Consider the following 16,515-nt stretch of genomic DNA (forward strand, 5'->3'; position numbering starts at 1 on the left):
ACTCGCCCAATGATTGCTCAACGTTACCCGGTTTTCCGTGTATTTCTGCTGTTTTGTGCCGGCATTCTACTTGCCAATTTTGTAGATGTTTCCTTCCACTTTTTTGCTATTCTTACTGGAGTTTCCTTGCTGCTTGCCATTTTCCTTGCTTTCTTTCCTCCTGTATTTTATTCGTTTCGTTGGCGGTGGATGTTTGGGCTTGTGGTATCCATATTCTTTGTGTCGTTGGGTGTATTTATCACTCACCTTTACGGTGAAACAAATTTCAAAAACCACATTTCTGATTTACCGGAAGGTAAAAGGTATTATGAAGTAGAGCTACTGGAAGACCCTTTGGAAAAGGCTCGCTCGTATGGCATGCAAGTTAAGTTACTGAGTTTTTCAAATGAGAATGAGAAGCTTGTAGAGGGAAGCCTCAAAATGATGCTCTATTTGCAGAAAAGTAGAGAAGCTTCTGCTCTAAGATATGGTGATAGAATTGTGATTAACACTTCTGTAAATAAACTTCGTGGGCCGCAAAACCCCTTTGAATTTGATTATCGCGATTTCTTAAACCTAAAAGCAATTTATGCCCAAGCTTATGCGGATAGCACTTCGTATAAATTGGCAAGCACTGGTCATGGTTGGGCAATTCTAAGGTTTGCCAAAAATGTAAGGCGCCATTTTTTGAAAGCGGTGGACGGCTGGAATTTACCAGAAAGTCAAGCAGCCATAACTAAAGCCTTACTTCTGGGGTACCGATATGATATTGATGATAACACATTGAAAGCTTATGCTTCTGCGGGAGCAATGCATGTGCTGGCAGTAAGCGGCTTGCATGTAGGTATTGTTTACACTTTGGCTGGCTATCTTCTTTTTTTCTTAATGAGAATAAAGCGTGGCGCAATAGTAAAGAGTATTATTCTTATTCTTCTTTTGTGGATGTTTGCGCTAATTACGGGAATGTCGGCTTCGGTGGTTCGTGCAGCAACTATGTTCACTTTTGTAGCTATAGGAACGAGTCTAAAGCGCTACACTTCAATTTACAATACCATTTTGGGTTCCGCTATTCTATTGCTTATCATTCGCCCATCTTATCTTTTTGAGGTTGGCTTTCAGCTTAGTTATGCCGCGGTATTTGGCATAGTTTGGATTCAACCAAAGTTGTCAACCCTGTTTCGCCCTTCAACCAAGGTTGTAAAATTGTTTTGGGACATTACCACGGTTTCTATTGCTGCTCAGGTGGCTACTTTCCCTTTAGGACTTTATTACTTTCATCAGTTCCCTACTTTGTTTTTGGTGTCTAACCTTATTGTGATTCCTGTAGTAACGGTGCTCATGTATCTAGGTTTATTGTTGTTAGTGCTAAGCAGTATGGGGGTTGTGTGGCTTACGCTGATAAAGTTTTATTCAGGTTGGCTTTGGCTCATGAACACGGGAGTGCAGTGGGTAGAAAAACAAGCTGCGTTTTTGATTACTGAAATTCACGTAAGTCGACTGGAGTTGGTTTTGCTTTACGTTCTCATTTTTAGCGGATTTTTATGGTTGACTAAAGGCGGTTACAAAAGACTGGTGCTCTCTATGCTGTGCATAATTTTTATAGGAATTAGCCAGCTGTATGAAAAGCACAATTTACAGCAAGCAGCTACCATGGTAGTTTACTCTGCCAAAGGGCACGCGGCCATTGGTTTGTATCATCCTTCGCAATCACTCTTTATTGCCGATTCTGCATTTCTTCACGATGATGATGTCTTAACATTTCACGTAAAACACCATTGGTGGGCTTTGGATGCGAAACCTCAATATTACTGTCTGGAAGAGGTTTGCACTAAATCTAATAGCTGGAATAATAAAGGGCTGTTTTCCTTTTGTGGTAAACTTATTTGTATACCAAATGAGGGAGAATTGGTGCTTCCGAAAGCGGATTTCTATGTGATAAATGAAGGTTACCCAAATTGGAAAATAGAAAATCTGATGCTTTCAAAAATCATTTTGGGCAACAGCCTAAGATATAGTCAACGCAAAAAATGGAAGGAATTTTGTTTGAAAAACAAGCTAGCCTTTCATGACTTGAATAGTGAAGGTGCGTTTCAGATTGTGCTTAATCCCTAAGGTAATCCAGCACATGCTTGGGTAGCTCGGCAGCGGTAACCTTATTGATGAACTCGTCACCGATGGCGATAGAAATAGAGCCACTTTCTTCAGAAACTACAATAGCCAGCGCATCTGTTTTTTCAGCAATACCAATGGCAGCGCGGTGACGAAGTCCAAATCTACTCGGCAAAGAAGTTTTTTCGGTAACAGGCAAAATACAGCCAGCTGCCAGTAATTTTTCACCACTTATAATTACTGCTCCATCGTGTAGAGGAGAGTGCTTGTTGAATATACTTTCGAGCAACTGTGCACTAGTTTGGCTGTTGATACGCGTACCAGTATCTACGTAACTTCCCAGTCCACTTTTTCGTTCCAATACAATGAGGGCTCCGGTTTTTGAATCGGCCATGTGGCGGCAGGCTTCGGCAATTTCGCTTATCGCAATGTTTGGTTCATTATCATCACGAAGAATTTTTAGCTGGCGTAAAAAACGTCTTCTATGAGTGAAGTTTGTTGAGCCCAAAAGAAGAAGAAATTTTCGAATTTCTTGCTGGAAAACAATTACCAAAGCAATCACTCCAACACCGATAAACTTTCCAAGTATTTCAGATAAAAGCTCCATCTGGAGAGCTTCTACTAATTTCCAAATAAGGTAGATGGCAGCCACACCAATAAAGATATTGATGGCCACAGTACCCCTGATAAGACGGTAGAGCTGGTAGAGTAGAAAAGCTACCAACAGGATGTCGATAGCGTCTAAAATGCCGAAGTCAATAAAAGACATTAACAAAAATTTTGGGTGAAAGTAAGGATTTTCAAAGCTTCAGCTGCCGCCTTCACATCATGCACTCTTAGAATGTCGGCTCCCTTTTGCAAGGCAATGGTGTTTACTACGGTAGTTCCGTTTAGCGCGTCTTTGGCAGAAATATCAAGCAGTTTGTTGATCATAGATTTGCGGCTTACGCCTACTAATATTGGGCGCTGAAAAACTTTGAGCAAATCCAGTTTTGCGAGTAATTCATAATTGTGCTCAAGGTTTTTACCAAAACCAAAACCAGGATCGAGAATAATATCGGCAACTCCGGCATCGAGGAAGGTGTTCATTTGTTTTGAGAAAAAGTAGCTCACTTCCTCAAATACATTTTTGTATTGAGGATCTTTTTGCATCGTTTGCGGAGTGCCTTGTATGTGCATCAAAATGTATGGGAGTTTAATGTCAGCCACTGCTTTCGGCATATCTGCATCCATCGTTCCGCCACTAATATCATTTATAATATGAACCCCCATATCGGCTCCGGCACGAGCTACTTCGGCTTGATAAGTGTCCAGTGAAAAAATGGTATCCGAAAACTCTTTCTTTAATGTTGGAAGCATGGCTTTAATCCGAGCTGTTTCTTCTTTCGCGCTAAGCGAACTAGCCCCGGGACGAGTAGAGCTTGGGCCAATGTCGATAATTGAGGCGCCCTCACTCAGCATTTCGCGTACTCGGTTCACGGCATTTTCGGGCGTGTTGTGCTGTCCGCCATCATGAAAAGAATCGGGGGTAATGTTGAGAATACCCATTATCATCGGGCTATTAATAGAGTAGGGCTTTCCGCCCAGATTCAGCAAGTGTTTCTTGCAAAAAATGGTATCTTTCGCCTCGTTTTTTATGAGCATTTTCACAATGTTTATAAACCAAATTTAAGCAACAGCTAAAGTATTAAATGAACCATACTTCCCAGCAATACGATGAGGTAATAGCTCATTGCCGCGAACTTTTTGTAAACAAGATGAAGGACTACGGTCCGGCTTGGCGGATTCTTAGATTACCATCACTTACCGATCAGATTTTTATTAAGGCTCAGCGCATTAGAAGCATTGAACAAAAGGGCACGCAACTTGTGGATGACGACCTTCGTGGAGAGTTTATCGGAATCCTGAATTACTCCATCATGGCTTTGGTGCAACTGGAGCTGGGAGTGGTAGAAAAACCGGACATTGACAAGGATAAAGCTGCTCAACTATTTGATAAATATGCTGCTGAAACCAAGGCGCTGATGGAGCGCAAAAATCACGATTATGGTGAGGCTTGGCGCGAAATGCGAATCAGTTCGATTACAGATTTGATTTTGCAAAAATTGCTTCGCATAAAGCAGATTGAAGACAATAGTGGGAAGACAATTGTGTCAGAAGGTTTGGACGCCAATTATATGGATATGGTAAACTATGCTGCATTCGTATTAATTAAAATGAGCGAAACAGAAACATTATGAGATTTATTACACAAGTATCACGAGTGCTGGTTGGCGCTCTTTTTATTTTTTCAGGTTTTATAAAATTGAATGACCCGGTTGGGTTTTCATTTAAGCTGGACGAGTATTTTGGAGTGGATGTTCTGAACCTCCCATTTTTGCAACCCTTTGCGCTGGCCATCGCGGTTTTTGTGGTAATACTTGAAGTTTTGCTCGGTGTAGCTTTGCTGATAGGTTTTAAGCGAAAGCTTACATCCTGGTTGCTTTTGCTGATGATTGTGTTTTTTACCTTCCTTACTTTTTATTCAGCGTACTTTAATAAAGTGACTGATTGCGGTTGTTTTGGTGATGCTATTCCGCTTACACCTTGGCAATCATTTGGAAAGGATGTGGTGCTGAGTATTCTCATTCTGATCATCTTTTTCAATCAGCAGTACATCAATCCAATACTTAGAAAAAGCGCAAACATTGCCGTAATGGCTTTCTCGCTGGTGGCGTGTGCCCTTTTCGGGAATCATGTTTTGAATCACTTGCCAGCTATAGATTTTAGAGCTTATGCAGTGGGCAAAAGTATTTCAGAAGGAATGAAGTCAGCCGAGGAGCTTGGAGTGCAGGCTACCGAATACGGGACTATTTATGTAATGAAAAACACCAGTACTGGCGAGGAGAAAAAGATTAGCTCCAAAGCTTATGTTGACGAAAAATGGTGGGAAAACAAGGACTGGGAAATGCTGAGCGATAAAACTGAAACTGTGGTTTTGGTGCATGGATACGAGCCACCCGTTCACGATTTTGTAATGACCTTGGAGGATGAAGATATTACAGATCAGGTGCTGAATATGCCAGCTGTGTTTTTGGTAATTAGCTACAAAATGGAAATTACAGATGATGAGGCTTACGCCAAAATCAATGAATTTGCTGGGAAAGCTGAAGCAGTTACAATTCCGCTTTATGGTGTGAGTGCAAGCTTGCCCGAAGTTGTGGACCAAAAGCGTCATGAGTTGCAAACACCGTTTCCATACGCAGTGATGGATGAAACTACTTTGAAAACTATAGTTCGTTCTAATCCAGGAATAGTTTTGCTGAAGCACGGAAGAGTGGCAGCTAAGTGGCATCACAACGATTTGCCTGATTTTGCTGAGGTACAAAAGGAGTATTTGTAATAGATGCTGCGCTACGTCTCAAATAAAATAGGGTATAGCATACTGGTGATGCTGGGCGTGGTGACAGCCGTGTTTTTTCTTTTCAATGTGTTGCCAGGCGATCCTGCCAGGATGATGCTTGACCAACGGGAAGATAGTGAGCAGCTGAACGCAGTGCGCGCCAAGTATGGTTTTGATAAACCTATGTCGGAGCAATATTTATACTATCTGAACGACATTAGTCCGATTTCTATTCATACTCAAAACGAAAAGGATTACAATAATATTTACCGCTACCGAGGGACTTATGTTTCCTTGTTTAGCGTAAGCGACAAAACCATTGTTTTGAAATGGCCTTACTTGCGTGAATCCTTTCGGAGCCAAGGGAAAAGTGTAACGGCCATTATAGGCGAAACTTTACCAAACACCATTGTGCTTGCTTGTGCGTCTATTATTATTGCCATGATAATTGGTGTGTTTTTAGGAGTGGTAGCGGCTTTGGTGCCAAATAGTTTTTTGGATAAAATGATTACCGTGGTAGGAACCATTGGTATGTCGGTTCCATCGTTTTTCTCGGCTATTCTTTTTGCCTGGATTTTTGGATACATCCTGGCTGAGTACACAGGTTTGAATATGACCGGAAGCCTGTTTGAGGTTGACGATATGGGCGAAGGCACGCACCTTCAATTGAAGAATCTAATTCTTCCAGCCATCACTTTAGGGATTCGTCCCTTGGGGGTAATTATACAGCTTACGAGAGGTAGCTTGTTGGAAGAACTCAGCCAGAACTATATTATTACGGCTCGGGCCAAAGGTTTGAAAATGCCCACTATTGTGCGAAAGCATGCTTTGCGCAATGCGCTAAACCCTGTAATTACAGCAGCATCGGGTTGGTTTGCCAGTATGTTGGCAGGGGCGGTTTTTGTGGAGTATATTTTTGGTTGGAACGGACTAGGAAAGCAAATAGTAGAGGCACTCAATCAGCTGGATTTACCGGTAGTAATGGGTGCAGTACTGGTTATAGGATTTACCTTTGTAATCATTAATATTCTTGTAGATATCATTTATGCGCGCCTCGATCCGAGGGTGCGGGTATAAACCAAATAAAATAAAACATGGCTCGAAAAATAGTAGCGGGAAACTGGAAAATGAACCTCCTGCCAGACGAAGGATATCAGTTAATCGAAGACCTTTCAAACTTTTGTGAAGGGAACAAGTTGGATAATGTGGAAGTAGTGGTATCGCCACCGTTTATCCATTTGGCGAAAGCCGCAGAAATGACGGCTCACTCAAAATTGACCATATCTGCACAAAACTGCAGCGATCAATTGAGCGGTGCCTACACAGGCGAAGTAAGCGTGGAAATGCTGAAAGCAGCTGGTGTAAACTGGACATTGATTGGCCACTCTGAGCGTAGAGAATATTATGGCGATACCGATGAGTTTGTAAACGGAAAACTGAAGCGCACCATTGAAGCCGAGATGACCCCTGTACTTTGTGTAGGCGAAGTGTTGGAAGATAGAAAAGCTGGTAAGCAGGAAGAAGTTGTTGCTTCTCAGCTAAAAGGGGCTTTAGCTGGATTTTCGGCTGATGAGGTAAAAAATATGGTGATTGCTTATGAGCCAGTTTGGGCTATAGGGACGGGTGAAACTGCTTCTCCAGAGCAGGCTCAGGAAGTACATGCTTTTATTAGAAAGTATCTTACCCAGACTTACTCGGCTGAGGTGGCAAATGCGGTAAGCATCCTGTATGGAGGATCGGTAAAGCCGGAAAATGCCAAAGAGATTTTTGGGCAACCAGATGTAGATGGAGGCCTTATTGGTGGGGCATCTTTGAAGTATGAGCAATTTGTAAAGTTGATTGAAATAGGACAAGAGGTACTGTAATGAAAGAGTATTTAGAAATAGATTTCACCATCACTCCGGCAGAGGGTGGCCGTGATATATTGTTGGCATTATTGGACAATTTGGGGTATGATTCCTTTGAGGAAACTCCAAAAGGCTTGAAAGCTTATATCCTTGAAAAAGATTTTAATGCTGAGGAGATTGAATCCTTGTTCATTTTTCATTCTGATGAATATGAAGTGAGCTATGCTACCGATAAGCTGGAAAATAAAAATTGGAATGAGGAATGGGAAACTAACTATCAGCCGATTTTTATTGATGATAAAATTCATATCCGCGCGCCTTTTCATGAGGCTCACCCAGAGTACCCAATCGAACTTTTGATTACTCCAAAAATGTCATTTGGAACAGGACACCACCAAACCACGCGCTTGGTTTCACGCCTTATGCTTGATATGGATTTGAAAGGTAAAAAGATACTGGATATGGGCACCGGTACCGGTGTGTTGGCTGTTTTAGCTGAAAAGCGAGGCGCAGGAGAAATTGATGCTATTGACAATTTTGAATGGGCTGCTGAGAATACAGAAGAAAATGCCGAAGCAAATAATTGCAAGAACATTACCGCTATTCATGGTGATGCTGAAATGCTGCCCGGACGTAAGTATGATATTGTGTTGGCAAACATTAACCGAAACGTGTTGATGGAAGACATGAAAACGTACATTGATACGTTACCAACAGGAGGCTATTTGGTGATAAGTGGATTTTTTGAAAATGATTTTGAAATGCTTACCGCCAAGGCAACCGAATGTGGCACTACCCTTGTCAATAAAATAAAGGAAGACCGCTGGATGGCGTGTCAATACCAAAAGCAATAATATATGATGAAAAAGGCTTTACTCTCTACCCTTTTTTTACTGCTTGGGCTTTCGCTGAATGCTCAAAAGTTCAAAAAATTCACATCCCAAAAAGAGGCCTATCTCAAAGAACTTGGGGATTACCTTAAAGAAACAGATGTGAATAAGAAGGATGAGTTGGAGCCTTTTTTACTTGAAGTAACCACTGTGTGGAATAGTGGTGGAATTTCTGACCAAGAAGCCCAAGAGATTTATAAAATAAGTAATCATTTTTTAAAGAAACGTGTAAGCGGTTATCAGGCGTGGAACGATTTCTTTAAGGTGATTATTCATATGGAAAGCAATGAGGAAGAGAATATGCTTCTTTCTTGGCTGGCAGACTTAGAAACATTTAGTGACAAAAATCCTGCACGATTCACCGAAGATTATCTGCGCACAATGTACCTTACTTTTTATGAGTATACCTTTTTTGACGATGGGCGAGTAAAGTGGCGAGCTGAAGCTGGAGATTATGAATATGGTTTTGAAGGTGAGCCTGTTTTTAAATTTGAGGCTGCGGATATTTGGGGGTATTATAAAAATGACAGTACGTTCATAGAAGCCACCGAAGGACTTTTTTATCCAAAGCGATATGAGTTTGTGGGAGAAGGTGGAAATGTTTATTTCACTCGGGTAAAACTGACTCAAGACACGGCATATGCTGAGCTTCGCAATTATAAGCTCAACGTAAGAAAAACCGACTTTGAAGCGGATAGCGTAAAGCTTACCACCCTTATATTTTTGAAAGAACCTACCATGGGCAAGTTTGAAGAAAAGCTTACCAGCCAAAGTGGTGGCGGTGGAACTTTTCCTCGATTTACATCCTACCGCAGTGATATCACAATTCCAGATATCGTTCCAGGAGCTGACTATGAGGGAGGTTTCTCAATGATTGGATCCAAGTTTTACGGTGGTGGAACTGGAGGTAATAGAGCGAAATTGAGTTTTAAGTATGAAGGTAAGAAAGTGGTTTCTGCTGAGGCTGACCGTTTTTTATTACGCTTAGATAAGATTGAATCAGAGGAAGTTAGAGTTACTATTTATATTGAGGAAGACAGCATTTTTCACCCAAAGGTTACTGCGCGCTACCTTCCCGAAAGAAAGCAATTAAGTATCATTAGAGGAAAAGAAGGGCTTGGTCAGACACCTTTTTCTGATTCTTACCATAACCTTGATATGACTTTTGAGGTGTTGAGCTGGAAAATGGACGAACCAATGATGTCCATTAGTAACATGAACCTTGGAAGCGAATCTCCTGTGATTTTTGAATCTAGTCAATATTTCAGAGGTCAACGATTCTCGGCATTGACTGGTTTGGATACCAAGAATCCATTATTTCGATTACAAGAAATGAGTAATGCTTACGGTAAACGTGACTTTACCGTTGAGGAGGTTGCATACTTTATGCGGATGGATGAGAGTAATGCACATATTTTTATGATGAACATGTCCATCCGAGGGTTTGTGAAATATGACTTACAGAAACGAGAGGCTTACTTCAACGACAAGATTTACGAATACATACAAGACTTTAAAAAGGAGCGTGATTATGATGTAATCCGCTTTGTTTCCAATATGTCACAAGGGAGCAATGCACAGCTTAGCTTGCTTAGCCATGAAATGGAAATAAATGGAGTGCAGGCAGTAGCGCTTAGCGATTCTCAAAAAGTGGGTCTGTTTCCTGTTGATCAAAAAATTGTGGTTCACAAGGATTTGAATTTTGATTTTGACGGGAGAATTACTGCAGGACGATTTACCTATTGGGGAGACTTATTTAAATTTAATTATGACCAGTTTAGAATCAATATGGAGAACATTGATTCTATGCGTTTTAAGGTAGAAAGTTTTGATGTAAATGCATTAGGACAGCGTGAGTTGAAGACGGTAAAAACCGTACTGCAAGGGCTTACTGGGGAACTACTGATTGATGACCCACGAAATAAGTCGGGGCAAAAGGAATACACAGAATACCCGATATTTAAGAGTGCCAAGGATTCATATGTGTACTATGATAAAAAGGATATTTTCAATAGAGTATACAATCGAGAAGAGTTTTACGTGAGGCTCGATCCATTTGAGATTGACAGTTTGGATAACATTACCACGCAGGGGCTTCAATTTGCAGGAACTTTTACCAGTGCTGGTATTTTCCCAGATATGGATCAGGTATTGAAGGTTCAGCCCGACTATTCACTTGGTTTCACCACAGAAACACCTCCTGGTGGTTTGGCCGCTTATGGCGGAAAAGGTACGTTTAGCAATACACTTAGCTTGAGTAATAAAGGACTCCGTGGTGATGGGCAAATTGATTATCTGAATTCCGTTGCCACCTCTGATGAGTTTTTCTTCTTCCCGGATTCAACGGACGGAATTGCCAATAACTATGAAATTACTGCTCAAGTTGCTGGGCCGGAGACACCACATGCCGTTGGTTTAGGCGTAAAACTTCATTGGGAGCCAAAGAATGATGTTCTGTATACTACAAGTCAGGCTACACCATTTGCTATGTATGATGATGTAGGCATGATCACTACGGGAACTCTGGCACATTCGCCTACCGCTTTGCGTGGAGATGCCAAGTTGGAGTTTTTAAATGCTGAAACAAAGTCAAAAGATTTCCTTTTCAAGAATAGAAAGTTTTCATCGGATAAGATGGCCTTTAAGGTGCGCGCAAACCCGGAAAAAGAATGGGGTTTTGGAATGGATGATGCCAATGGAATTGTTGACTTTGATAAAGAGAAAGGGGATTTTTACCTTAACAATCCTGCGGACTACTTTAGCTTTCCAGCAAATAAATACATCTGTTACATGGATTACGCCAAGTGGGAAATTCCTGCTAAGGCGATTAATGTGAAAAAGACTGGAAGCCAAGCTTCGTCAAAAATGATTTCTGTGCATCCGCGTCAGGATTCGCTACAGTTTGTAGCTGGAAATACTCGTTTCTTCTTGGAGAATTCATTGCTTGAATCATTCAAAGTTCCGAATATTGATGTTGCCGATGCAAGCATTTTTCCAGACACTGGTTATGTAGCTATTGAAGAAAACGCGCACATGCGCACTTTGAATAACGCAGCTATTCAGGCAAACCGCACCACGAAATACCATGATTTTTATGGTGGAATTATAGATATTACTTCACGTAAAAAGTACATCGGTCAGGCGGATTATGAATACATAGATCAGGATGGAACACCTTGGCCCATTCGTTTTAATGAAATAAAGGCTGATACTTCGCAAACTACGGTAGGAAGAGCCGTTGTTACTCGCGAGGAAGGTTTTTACATGAGTCCGTACTTTGCCTATTTTGGTAAGGTGGGATTACGTGCAGATCGCAAAGCTTTGGCATTTGAAGGTTCTACTCATATCGAGTCAAATTGTGCAGCAGTAGAAACGGATTGGTTTGACTTTAAGAGCATTGTAGATCCCTCAAATATTGTAATTGATTTACCAGAAGTGGATCCTGATGATAAAACGAAAACCTTGGCAAGTGGCATTTATCTGGCGCATGATACCATCGGGGGATATGCTGCATTCCTTAGCAAGAAGGTTTCTCCGGCTGATAAGCAAATGTTCTTTGCCAATGGTAAACTTTACTTTGATGAAGCTATTAGTAGTTATGTGATTACAACAGCTGAACGCCTGGAAAATGCCGATGCAAAGGGAAATTATCTAGCCTTTAATAGTACAAATTGCACTATGTATGGTGAAGGTGTAATGAGTCTGGGTGACGGAAAATCGCAGTTGAAAATAAACAGTTGGGGTACCATAGATTACAATCTTGAAAATGATGTGATGGAGATGGACCTGGTATTGGGTCTGGACTTTTTCTTTAGTGATGATATATTAAAGCTAATGGCTACCACTATCAATAAGGAGACTTTGCTTGAGGGAGTTGATTTATCTAGACCTGCATTTAAAGCTGCTGTTAATACGGAGCTTAAGGAAAAAGAGAAGCGTAAGTTCAATAGTGATATTTCCAGTTTTGGTGCACCAAGCAAAATGCCCGAAGAATTAGAAAACACATTGTTTTTCGCTGAACTTCATATGAAATGGACTCCAGAGGCTGTTTCCTTTTTATCGGATGGAAAAATTGGTATTGGAACTCTTGGTGAATATGGAGTAAATAAAAAGCTGGAGGGTTATGTTGAAATCCAGCGCAAGCGAAGAGGTGATGAAGTGTACCTTTATTTGGCACCCGACCGCAGTACTGATTATTACTTTGAATACAAGAGAAACATGATGAGTGTGTACTCAAATGATGATGCTGTAATGGATGTTATTAAAAACTTAGATCTAGACAAGAGACGAAATGAAGAAAAGGGAAAACCACCATTTACTTACACTATTGGTACCAAAGGAAAGATGAGTCGTTTTCTTAATAGATTCGAAAAGTTTGAGTAAATTAATAAACCTTTTGTAGAAGAAGAGGTTGTTAAACCAATATGATGAATAGGCTTGAGAACTAGTGTTTTTTGTGGTAAGAAGTTCATCAAAAGTTGTGTAATGGGCGCCATGCAGGTTGGCTAAGTTTTGAGGAAAGCAGAATACCACTGTTCTAAGCTTTGTAGAGTAACAAGAGGGTCATAATTTTGGCCTAAAATATCAACCATTAATCAAAAGCAAGATTTAGGGTTGTTGCAAACCAAACAATAGGAAATGAAACTACAACCAATCGAAAAACGCGAAGGTCTGACTAGCGAAGAGTTTCGAGATGAGTATTTGTTGCCTCGCAAACCAGTTATTTTTAAAGACCTTATTAAGGACTGGCCAGCTACTGATAAGTGGACTTTTGACTGGTTTCGGAAGAATTATGGTCATTTGGAAGTGCCTCTTTTTGGTAATGATTTCCACGATGCTGGTAAGCACTATATGGCTTCCAAGCGGAAAATGAAATTTGGAGATTACCTTTCTCTTATCGAGAATGAGCCTACAGAGCTAAGAATGTTTCTTTACAATATTTTTGACCATGCCCCAGAGTTGGTTAATGACTTCAGTATGCCAGACATTATAAGCGGCTGGAACAAGCGTTATTATTATATGTTTTTTGGAGGTCAAGGCAGTTCTGTAAACCTGCATTATGATATTGACTGTTCACATGTTTTTCTCTCACAGTTTCAAACCAAAAAAAAGGTATACCTATTTGCACCAAATCAGGGAGAGCTTTTGTACCACCAGCCCTTTACGGTAAAAAGTCAGATGGATGTAAATAATCCTGATTATGAAAAGTACCCGGCACTCAAATATGTGGAAGGACTTACAGGAACATTGGAGCATGGGGAAACGCTATTCATGCCAAGTCAGTATTGGCACCATATGGAGTATGTAGAAGGGGGATTTGGCCTCGCTTTACGTGCCTATACAGATTGGACGATGCTGGCAGGAGCAGCCAAAAATTTAGCAACTCACTTTGTAATCGATAAGGGGTTGAATAAAATAATGGGTGAAAGGTGGAGCCATTGGAAGAAGGAGAAGGCTCGAGAAAATGCTCAGCATGCGATGCAGAAAATGGAATTAGCCTAAGCACTAATTACTTTTTCTTCTTGCTCGATTTTGCTTTGGGATTAAAATCCAGGCAGAGCTGTATCCAATATTCAAAATCGGTTTCCAAATCCACACCTTCTGGCTTTACTGTGGCAAAGCTCTTCATTCGTTTGCCAGTAAAATCCATTGGGTGAGCTTCTTTACGCTTCAAAGCTTCGGGTACAATTTCAGGGTCGATACGAGCCATTAGCTCGTTTTTCATAACACCAAGGCACATCTTATCATCTACCATAAAGCACAGCCCACCCATCATTTTCTTTTCTTCAAATGGTGTTTTGTGGCGGGTCAGGCTTTGCCTTATCCTTTCGGCTAAATGTTCATCGTAGGCCATAGGTGGTTCGATTTGTTTAAATGTGAATTTACAAAAGCTAAGTTTACCTGGATAAACAAAAAACTCCCCAATCACCATTTGGCGATTGGGGAGTCTATTAATTCTAAATTAAAAAATGTTTAGTCCTTTAAAGTAGTGGGGCAAACATAGTCCGTAACAGGGATGCCGGTTTTTTTAATAGCACCATATCCACCTTCTACATTTATCAGGTTGTGAATACCTCTTGATTTTAAGATAGAACCGGCAATTACGGATCGGTACCCACCAGCGCAATGGACATGAAAGGTTTTATCTTTTGGGAAATCCGCCATGTGATCATTTATAAAGTCTAAAGGAAGGTGAAGTGCATTTTCCACATGCTCAGAAGTATATTCTCCATCCTTACGCACATCAACCACTATTGCATTGTCCTTCATAGCTTTTTCCAAGTCTTCAGCACTTTCTGAAGCCATGGTGTCGATTTCTTTTCCAGCAGTTTTCCAACTTTCTAATCCGCCCTTTAGGTAACCTAAAACATTGTCAAAGCCAACTCGGGCTAATCTTGTTATAGCTTCTTCTTCACGTCCTTCAGGAGCTATGAGCAAGATAGGCTGCTCCACATCGGCAATAAGGGCGCCTACCCAAGGGGCAAAACCTCCATCTAATCCTATGAAAATGGAATTGGGAATAAATGCCTGAACGAAATCTTTTTGATGGCGAACGTCTAAGATAATAGCTCCGGTTTCATTGGCCGCAGCTTCAAAAGCATCAGGCGTGAGTTGCTGCAACCCACGCTTAAGTACATCGTCAATGCTGGTGTAGCCTTCTTTGTTCATCTTTACATTAAGTGGAAAATAGGAAGGAGGAGGTAAAAGTCCGTCTGTCACTTCTTCTACAAATTCAGCTTCCGTCATATCTGCACGAAGGGCGTAGTTCATTTTCTTTTGGTTGCCCAAAGTGTCTACGGTTTCCTTCATCATATTTTTACCACAGGCAGAACCTGCACCATGAGCAGGGTATACGGTAATCTCATCTGCCAGAGGCATGATTTTATCGCGAAGGCTGTGATATAAAGTTGCCGCCAATTGTTCTTGAGTAAGATGAGCCGCTTTTTGGGCCAAATCAGGACGGCCCACATCACCTAAAAATAAAGTGTCACCGGTAAAAATGGCTTCGTCTTTTCCATTCTCATCTTTTAGAAGGTAAGTGGCACTTTCCATAGTGTGACCTGGAGTGTGAAGCACTTTAATAGTTATATCGCCAAGTTTGAGTTCTTCACCATCGGTAGCAATATGAGCCTCGAAGTTTGGCTCAGCAGTAGGTCCATAAACTATAGTGGCTCCGGTTTTTTCTGCCAAAGTAATATGCCCACTTACAAAGTCTGCATGAAAGTGGGTTTCGAGAATGTACTTGATTTTAGCGCCATCTTTTTCGGCTCTTTCAATATAAGGTTGCACTTCACGTAGTGGGTCAATGATAGCAACTTCGCCATTACTTTCAATATAATAAGCGCCTTGCGCCAGGCATCCGGTGTATATCTGTTCAATTTTCATAATAGTAAATTTTGATAGTTCAAATTTCGGGAATGTAATTCACCCAAAAAGTGACATTTGTTACCCTTATAGAATATTTTTATAGAAGGGTTTCTTTAACAATGATAAAGATGCCCATAACCAATACAAAATAGCCAAAGCCTTTCTTGAGCTTAGCGGGGTTTACAAAATGAGTGGCATAATTGCCAAGCAGCATTCCGATGATGGCAAAAGCAGTGAAGGTCAAAATAAAACTCCATTGAATGTTTTGGCCAGAGCCAATATCTCCCATAAACCCTATCAAGCTATTTATAGCAATAATCACCAGTGAAGTACCAATTGCTTTTTTGATAGGTAATCCTACCAAAATCACCAAAGCTGGAACAATGAGAAATCCTCCTCCAGCACCAACCAAGCCTGTAACTATGCCCAATATTGCTGCTTGTACTATTAATACGGGAATATTTCTGGATCTTAATGGCTGATCCTCGCTATTATGGTTTCCTCTAATCATACTATATGATGCCATCAACATTACTGCAGCAAAAAATATCATTATTGCTATATCTTTAGTGAGAGGAAAATCGCCAACAGAGAAGACGACAGCAGGTATTGCGGGAACCAAGTAATATCGGGTTAGGAATACGGATATAAGAGATGGAGTGGCAAAAGTGAATACTGTTTTCCAGTCTACCAAACCTCGAACATGCTTACGCCATCCGCCAATAAAAGCTGAAGTGCCTACCACAAAAAGAGAGTAAGCTGTTGCCAAAATGGGATCTATGGCCAATACGTAAACTAAAATAGGAACTGTAAGAATAGAGCCGCCTCCACCAAGTAGGCCAAGGGTAAAACCCATTATAATGGCGAGACAAAAACCAAGTATTTCCATGTGCGCAAAGGTGCTTATTTACCAGGATGTAATTGGTAACTCAGGTTACTT

The 16,515-nt window shown here is 40.9% G+C and carries 13 protein-coding genes; 8 read left to right on the forward strand and 5 right to left on the reverse strand.

From position 1 onward, the window contains the following. The first annotated feature begins 9 nt into the window (after positions 1-9). Positions 10-2,091 carry a ComEC/Rec2 family competence protein gene (locus OWEHO_RS16495; RefSeq protein ID WP_014203641.1) on the forward strand — a complete coding sequence of 694 codons (2,082 nt, stop codon included), beginning with the start codon at positions 10-12 and terminating at the stop codon, positions 2,089-2,091. Here OWEHO_RS16495 and cdaA read toward each other — a convergent pair. Together cdaA and folP are read right to left on the reverse strand one after the other, a co-directional pair. Next, on the reverse strand, positions 2,081-2,857 hold the full coding sequence (gene cdaA, locus OWEHO_RS16500; protein WP_014203642.1) for a diadenylate cyclase CdaA: 777 nt from the start codon (positions 2,855-2,857) through the stop codon (positions 2,081-2,083). The genes OWEHO_RS16495 and cdaA overlap by 11 nt on opposite strands. Beyond that, positions 2,857-3,732: a dihydropteroate synthase gene (folP, locus tag OWEHO_RS16505; protein ID WP_014203643.1), complete on the reverse strand. Its 876-nt coding sequence runs from the start codon at positions 3,730-3,732 to the stop codon at positions 2,857-2,859. The genes cdaA and folP overlap by 1 nt, the downstream gene beginning before the upstream one ends. Before the next feature lie 47 nt (positions 3,733-3,779). On the opposite strand from folP, the gene OWEHO_RS16510 reads away from it, so the two are divergent. The 7 genes from OWEHO_RS16510 to OWEHO_RS16540 all read left to right on the forward strand — a co-directional run bounded on the left by OWEHO_RS16510 (position 3,780) and on the right by OWEHO_RS16540 (position 13,709). Next, entirely contained in the window at positions 3,780-4,328 is a 549-nt protein-coding gene (locus tag OWEHO_RS16510) for a DUF1599 domain-containing protein (protein WP_014203644.1), read from the forward strand. Beyond that, positions 4,325-5,470 carry a BT_3928 family protein gene (locus OWEHO_RS16515; RefSeq protein WP_014203645.1) on the forward strand — a complete coding sequence of 382 codons (1,146 nt, stop codon included), beginning with the start codon at positions 4,325-4,327 and terminating at the stop codon, positions 5,468-5,470. The genes OWEHO_RS16510 and OWEHO_RS16515 overlap by 4 nt, the downstream gene beginning before the upstream one ends. 3 nt (positions 5,471-5,473) lie before the next feature. Then, entirely contained in the window at positions 5,474-6,547 is a 1,074-nt protein-coding gene (locus tag OWEHO_RS16520) for an ABC transporter permease (protein ID WP_014203646.1), read from the forward strand. A 17-nt stretch (positions 6,548-6,564) separates the two neighbouring features. Next, positions 6,565-7,335, forward strand: a complete 771-nt coding sequence (gene tpiA, locus OWEHO_RS16525) for a triose-phosphate isomerase (protein ID WP_014203647.1) — start codon at positions 6,565-6,567, stop codon at positions 7,333-7,335. Continuing rightward, positions 7,335-8,171 (forward strand): 50S ribosomal protein L11 methyltransferase, encoded by an 837-nt coding sequence (gene prmA, locus OWEHO_RS16530; RefSeq protein ID WP_014203648.1) that lies wholly within the window; start codon positions 7,335-7,337, stop codon positions 8,169-8,171. The genes tpiA and prmA overlap by 1 nt, the downstream gene beginning before the upstream one ends. Positions 8,172-8,174: 3 nt before the next feature. Further along, positions 8,175-12,590, forward strand: a complete 4,416-nt coding sequence (locus tag OWEHO_RS16535; protein WP_014203649.1) for a hypothetical protein — start codon at positions 8,175-8,177, stop codon at positions 12,588-12,590. A gap of 255 nt (positions 12,591-12,845) precedes the next feature. Continuing rightward, positions 12,846-13,709: a cupin-like domain-containing protein gene (locus tag OWEHO_RS16540; RefSeq protein ID WP_014203650.1), complete on the forward strand. Its 864-nt coding sequence runs from the start codon at positions 12,846-12,848 to the stop codon at positions 13,707-13,709. Between the two features lie 7 nt (positions 13,710-13,716). On the opposite strand, the gene OWEHO_RS16545 is transcribed toward OWEHO_RS16540, so the two are convergent. From OWEHO_RS16545 to OWEHO_RS16555, 3 genes are all read right to left on the reverse strand, one after another. Next, entirely contained in the window at positions 13,717-14,061 is a 345-nt protein-coding gene (locus OWEHO_RS16545; RefSeq protein WP_014203651.1) for a TfoX/Sxy family protein, read from the reverse strand. 119 nt (positions 14,062-14,180) lie between these two features. Continuing rightward, on the reverse strand, positions 14,181-15,593 hold the full coding sequence (locus OWEHO_RS16550; RefSeq protein ID WP_014203652.1) for an MBL fold metallo-hydrolase: 1,413 nt from the start codon (positions 15,591-15,593) through the stop codon (positions 14,181-14,183). Between the two features lie 79 nt (positions 15,594-15,672). Then, positions 15,673-16,464: a sulfite exporter TauE/SafE family protein gene (locus OWEHO_RS16555; protein WP_014203653.1), complete on the reverse strand. Its 792-nt coding sequence runs from the start codon at positions 16,462-16,464 to the stop codon at positions 15,673-15,675. Positions 16,465-16,515 lie beyond the last annotated feature (51 nt).

The organism is Owenweeksia hongkongensis DSM 17368, from assembly GCF_000236705.1.
GTDB classification, from domain to species: domain Bacteria; phylum Bacteroidota; class Bacteroidia; order Flavobacteriales; family Schleiferiaceae; genus Owenweeksia; species Owenweeksia hongkongensis.

Bases quoted from the DNA above. Each gene is read 5' to 3' on its own strand.
- OWEHO_RS16495 (WP_014203641.1), top strand. From the start codon at position 10: ATGATTGCTCAACGTTACCCGGTTTTCCGTGTATTTCTGCTGTTTTGT.
- cdaA (WP_014203642.1), bottom strand. From the start codon at position 2,857: ATGTCTTTTATTGACTTCGGCATTTTAGACGCTATCGACATCCTGTTG.
- folP (WP_014203643.1), bottom strand. From the start codon at position 3,732: ATGCTCATAAAAAACGAGGCGAAAGATACCATTTTTTGCAAGAAACAC.
- OWEHO_RS16510 (WP_014203644.1), top strand. From the start codon at position 3,780: ATGAACCATACTTCCCAGCAATACGATGAGGTAATAGCTCATTGCCGC.
- OWEHO_RS16515 (WP_014203645.1), top strand. From the start codon at position 4,325: ATGAGATTTATTACACAAGTATCACGAGTGCTGGTTGGCGCTCTTTTT.
- OWEHO_RS16520 (WP_014203646.1), top strand. From the start codon at position 5,474: ATGCTGCGCTACGTCTCAAATAAAATAGGGTATAGCATACTGGTGATG.
- tpiA (WP_014203647.1), top strand. From the start codon at position 6,565: ATGGCTCGAAAAATAGTAGCGGGAAACTGGAAAATGAACCTCCTGCCA.
- prmA (WP_014203648.1), top strand. From the start codon at position 7,335: ATGAAAGAGTATTTAGAAATAGATTTCACCATCACTCCGGCAGAGGGT.
- OWEHO_RS16535 (WP_014203649.1), top strand. From the start codon at position 8,175: ATGATGAAAAAGGCTTTACTCTCTACCCTTTTTTTACTGCTTGGGCTT.
- OWEHO_RS16540 (WP_014203650.1), top strand. From the start codon at position 12,846: ATGAAACTACAACCAATCGAAAAACGCGAAGGTCTGACTAGCGAAGAG.
- OWEHO_RS16545 (WP_014203651.1), bottom strand. From the start codon at position 14,061: ATGGCCTACGATGAACATTTAGCCGAAAGGATAAGGCAAAGCCTGACC.
- OWEHO_RS16550 (WP_014203652.1), bottom strand. From the start codon at position 15,593: ATGAAAATTGAACAGATATACACCGGATGCCTGGCGCAAGGCGCTTAT.
- OWEHO_RS16555 (WP_014203653.1), bottom strand. From the start codon at position 16,464: ATGGAAATACTTGGTTTTTGTCTCGCCATTATAATGGGTTTTACCCTT.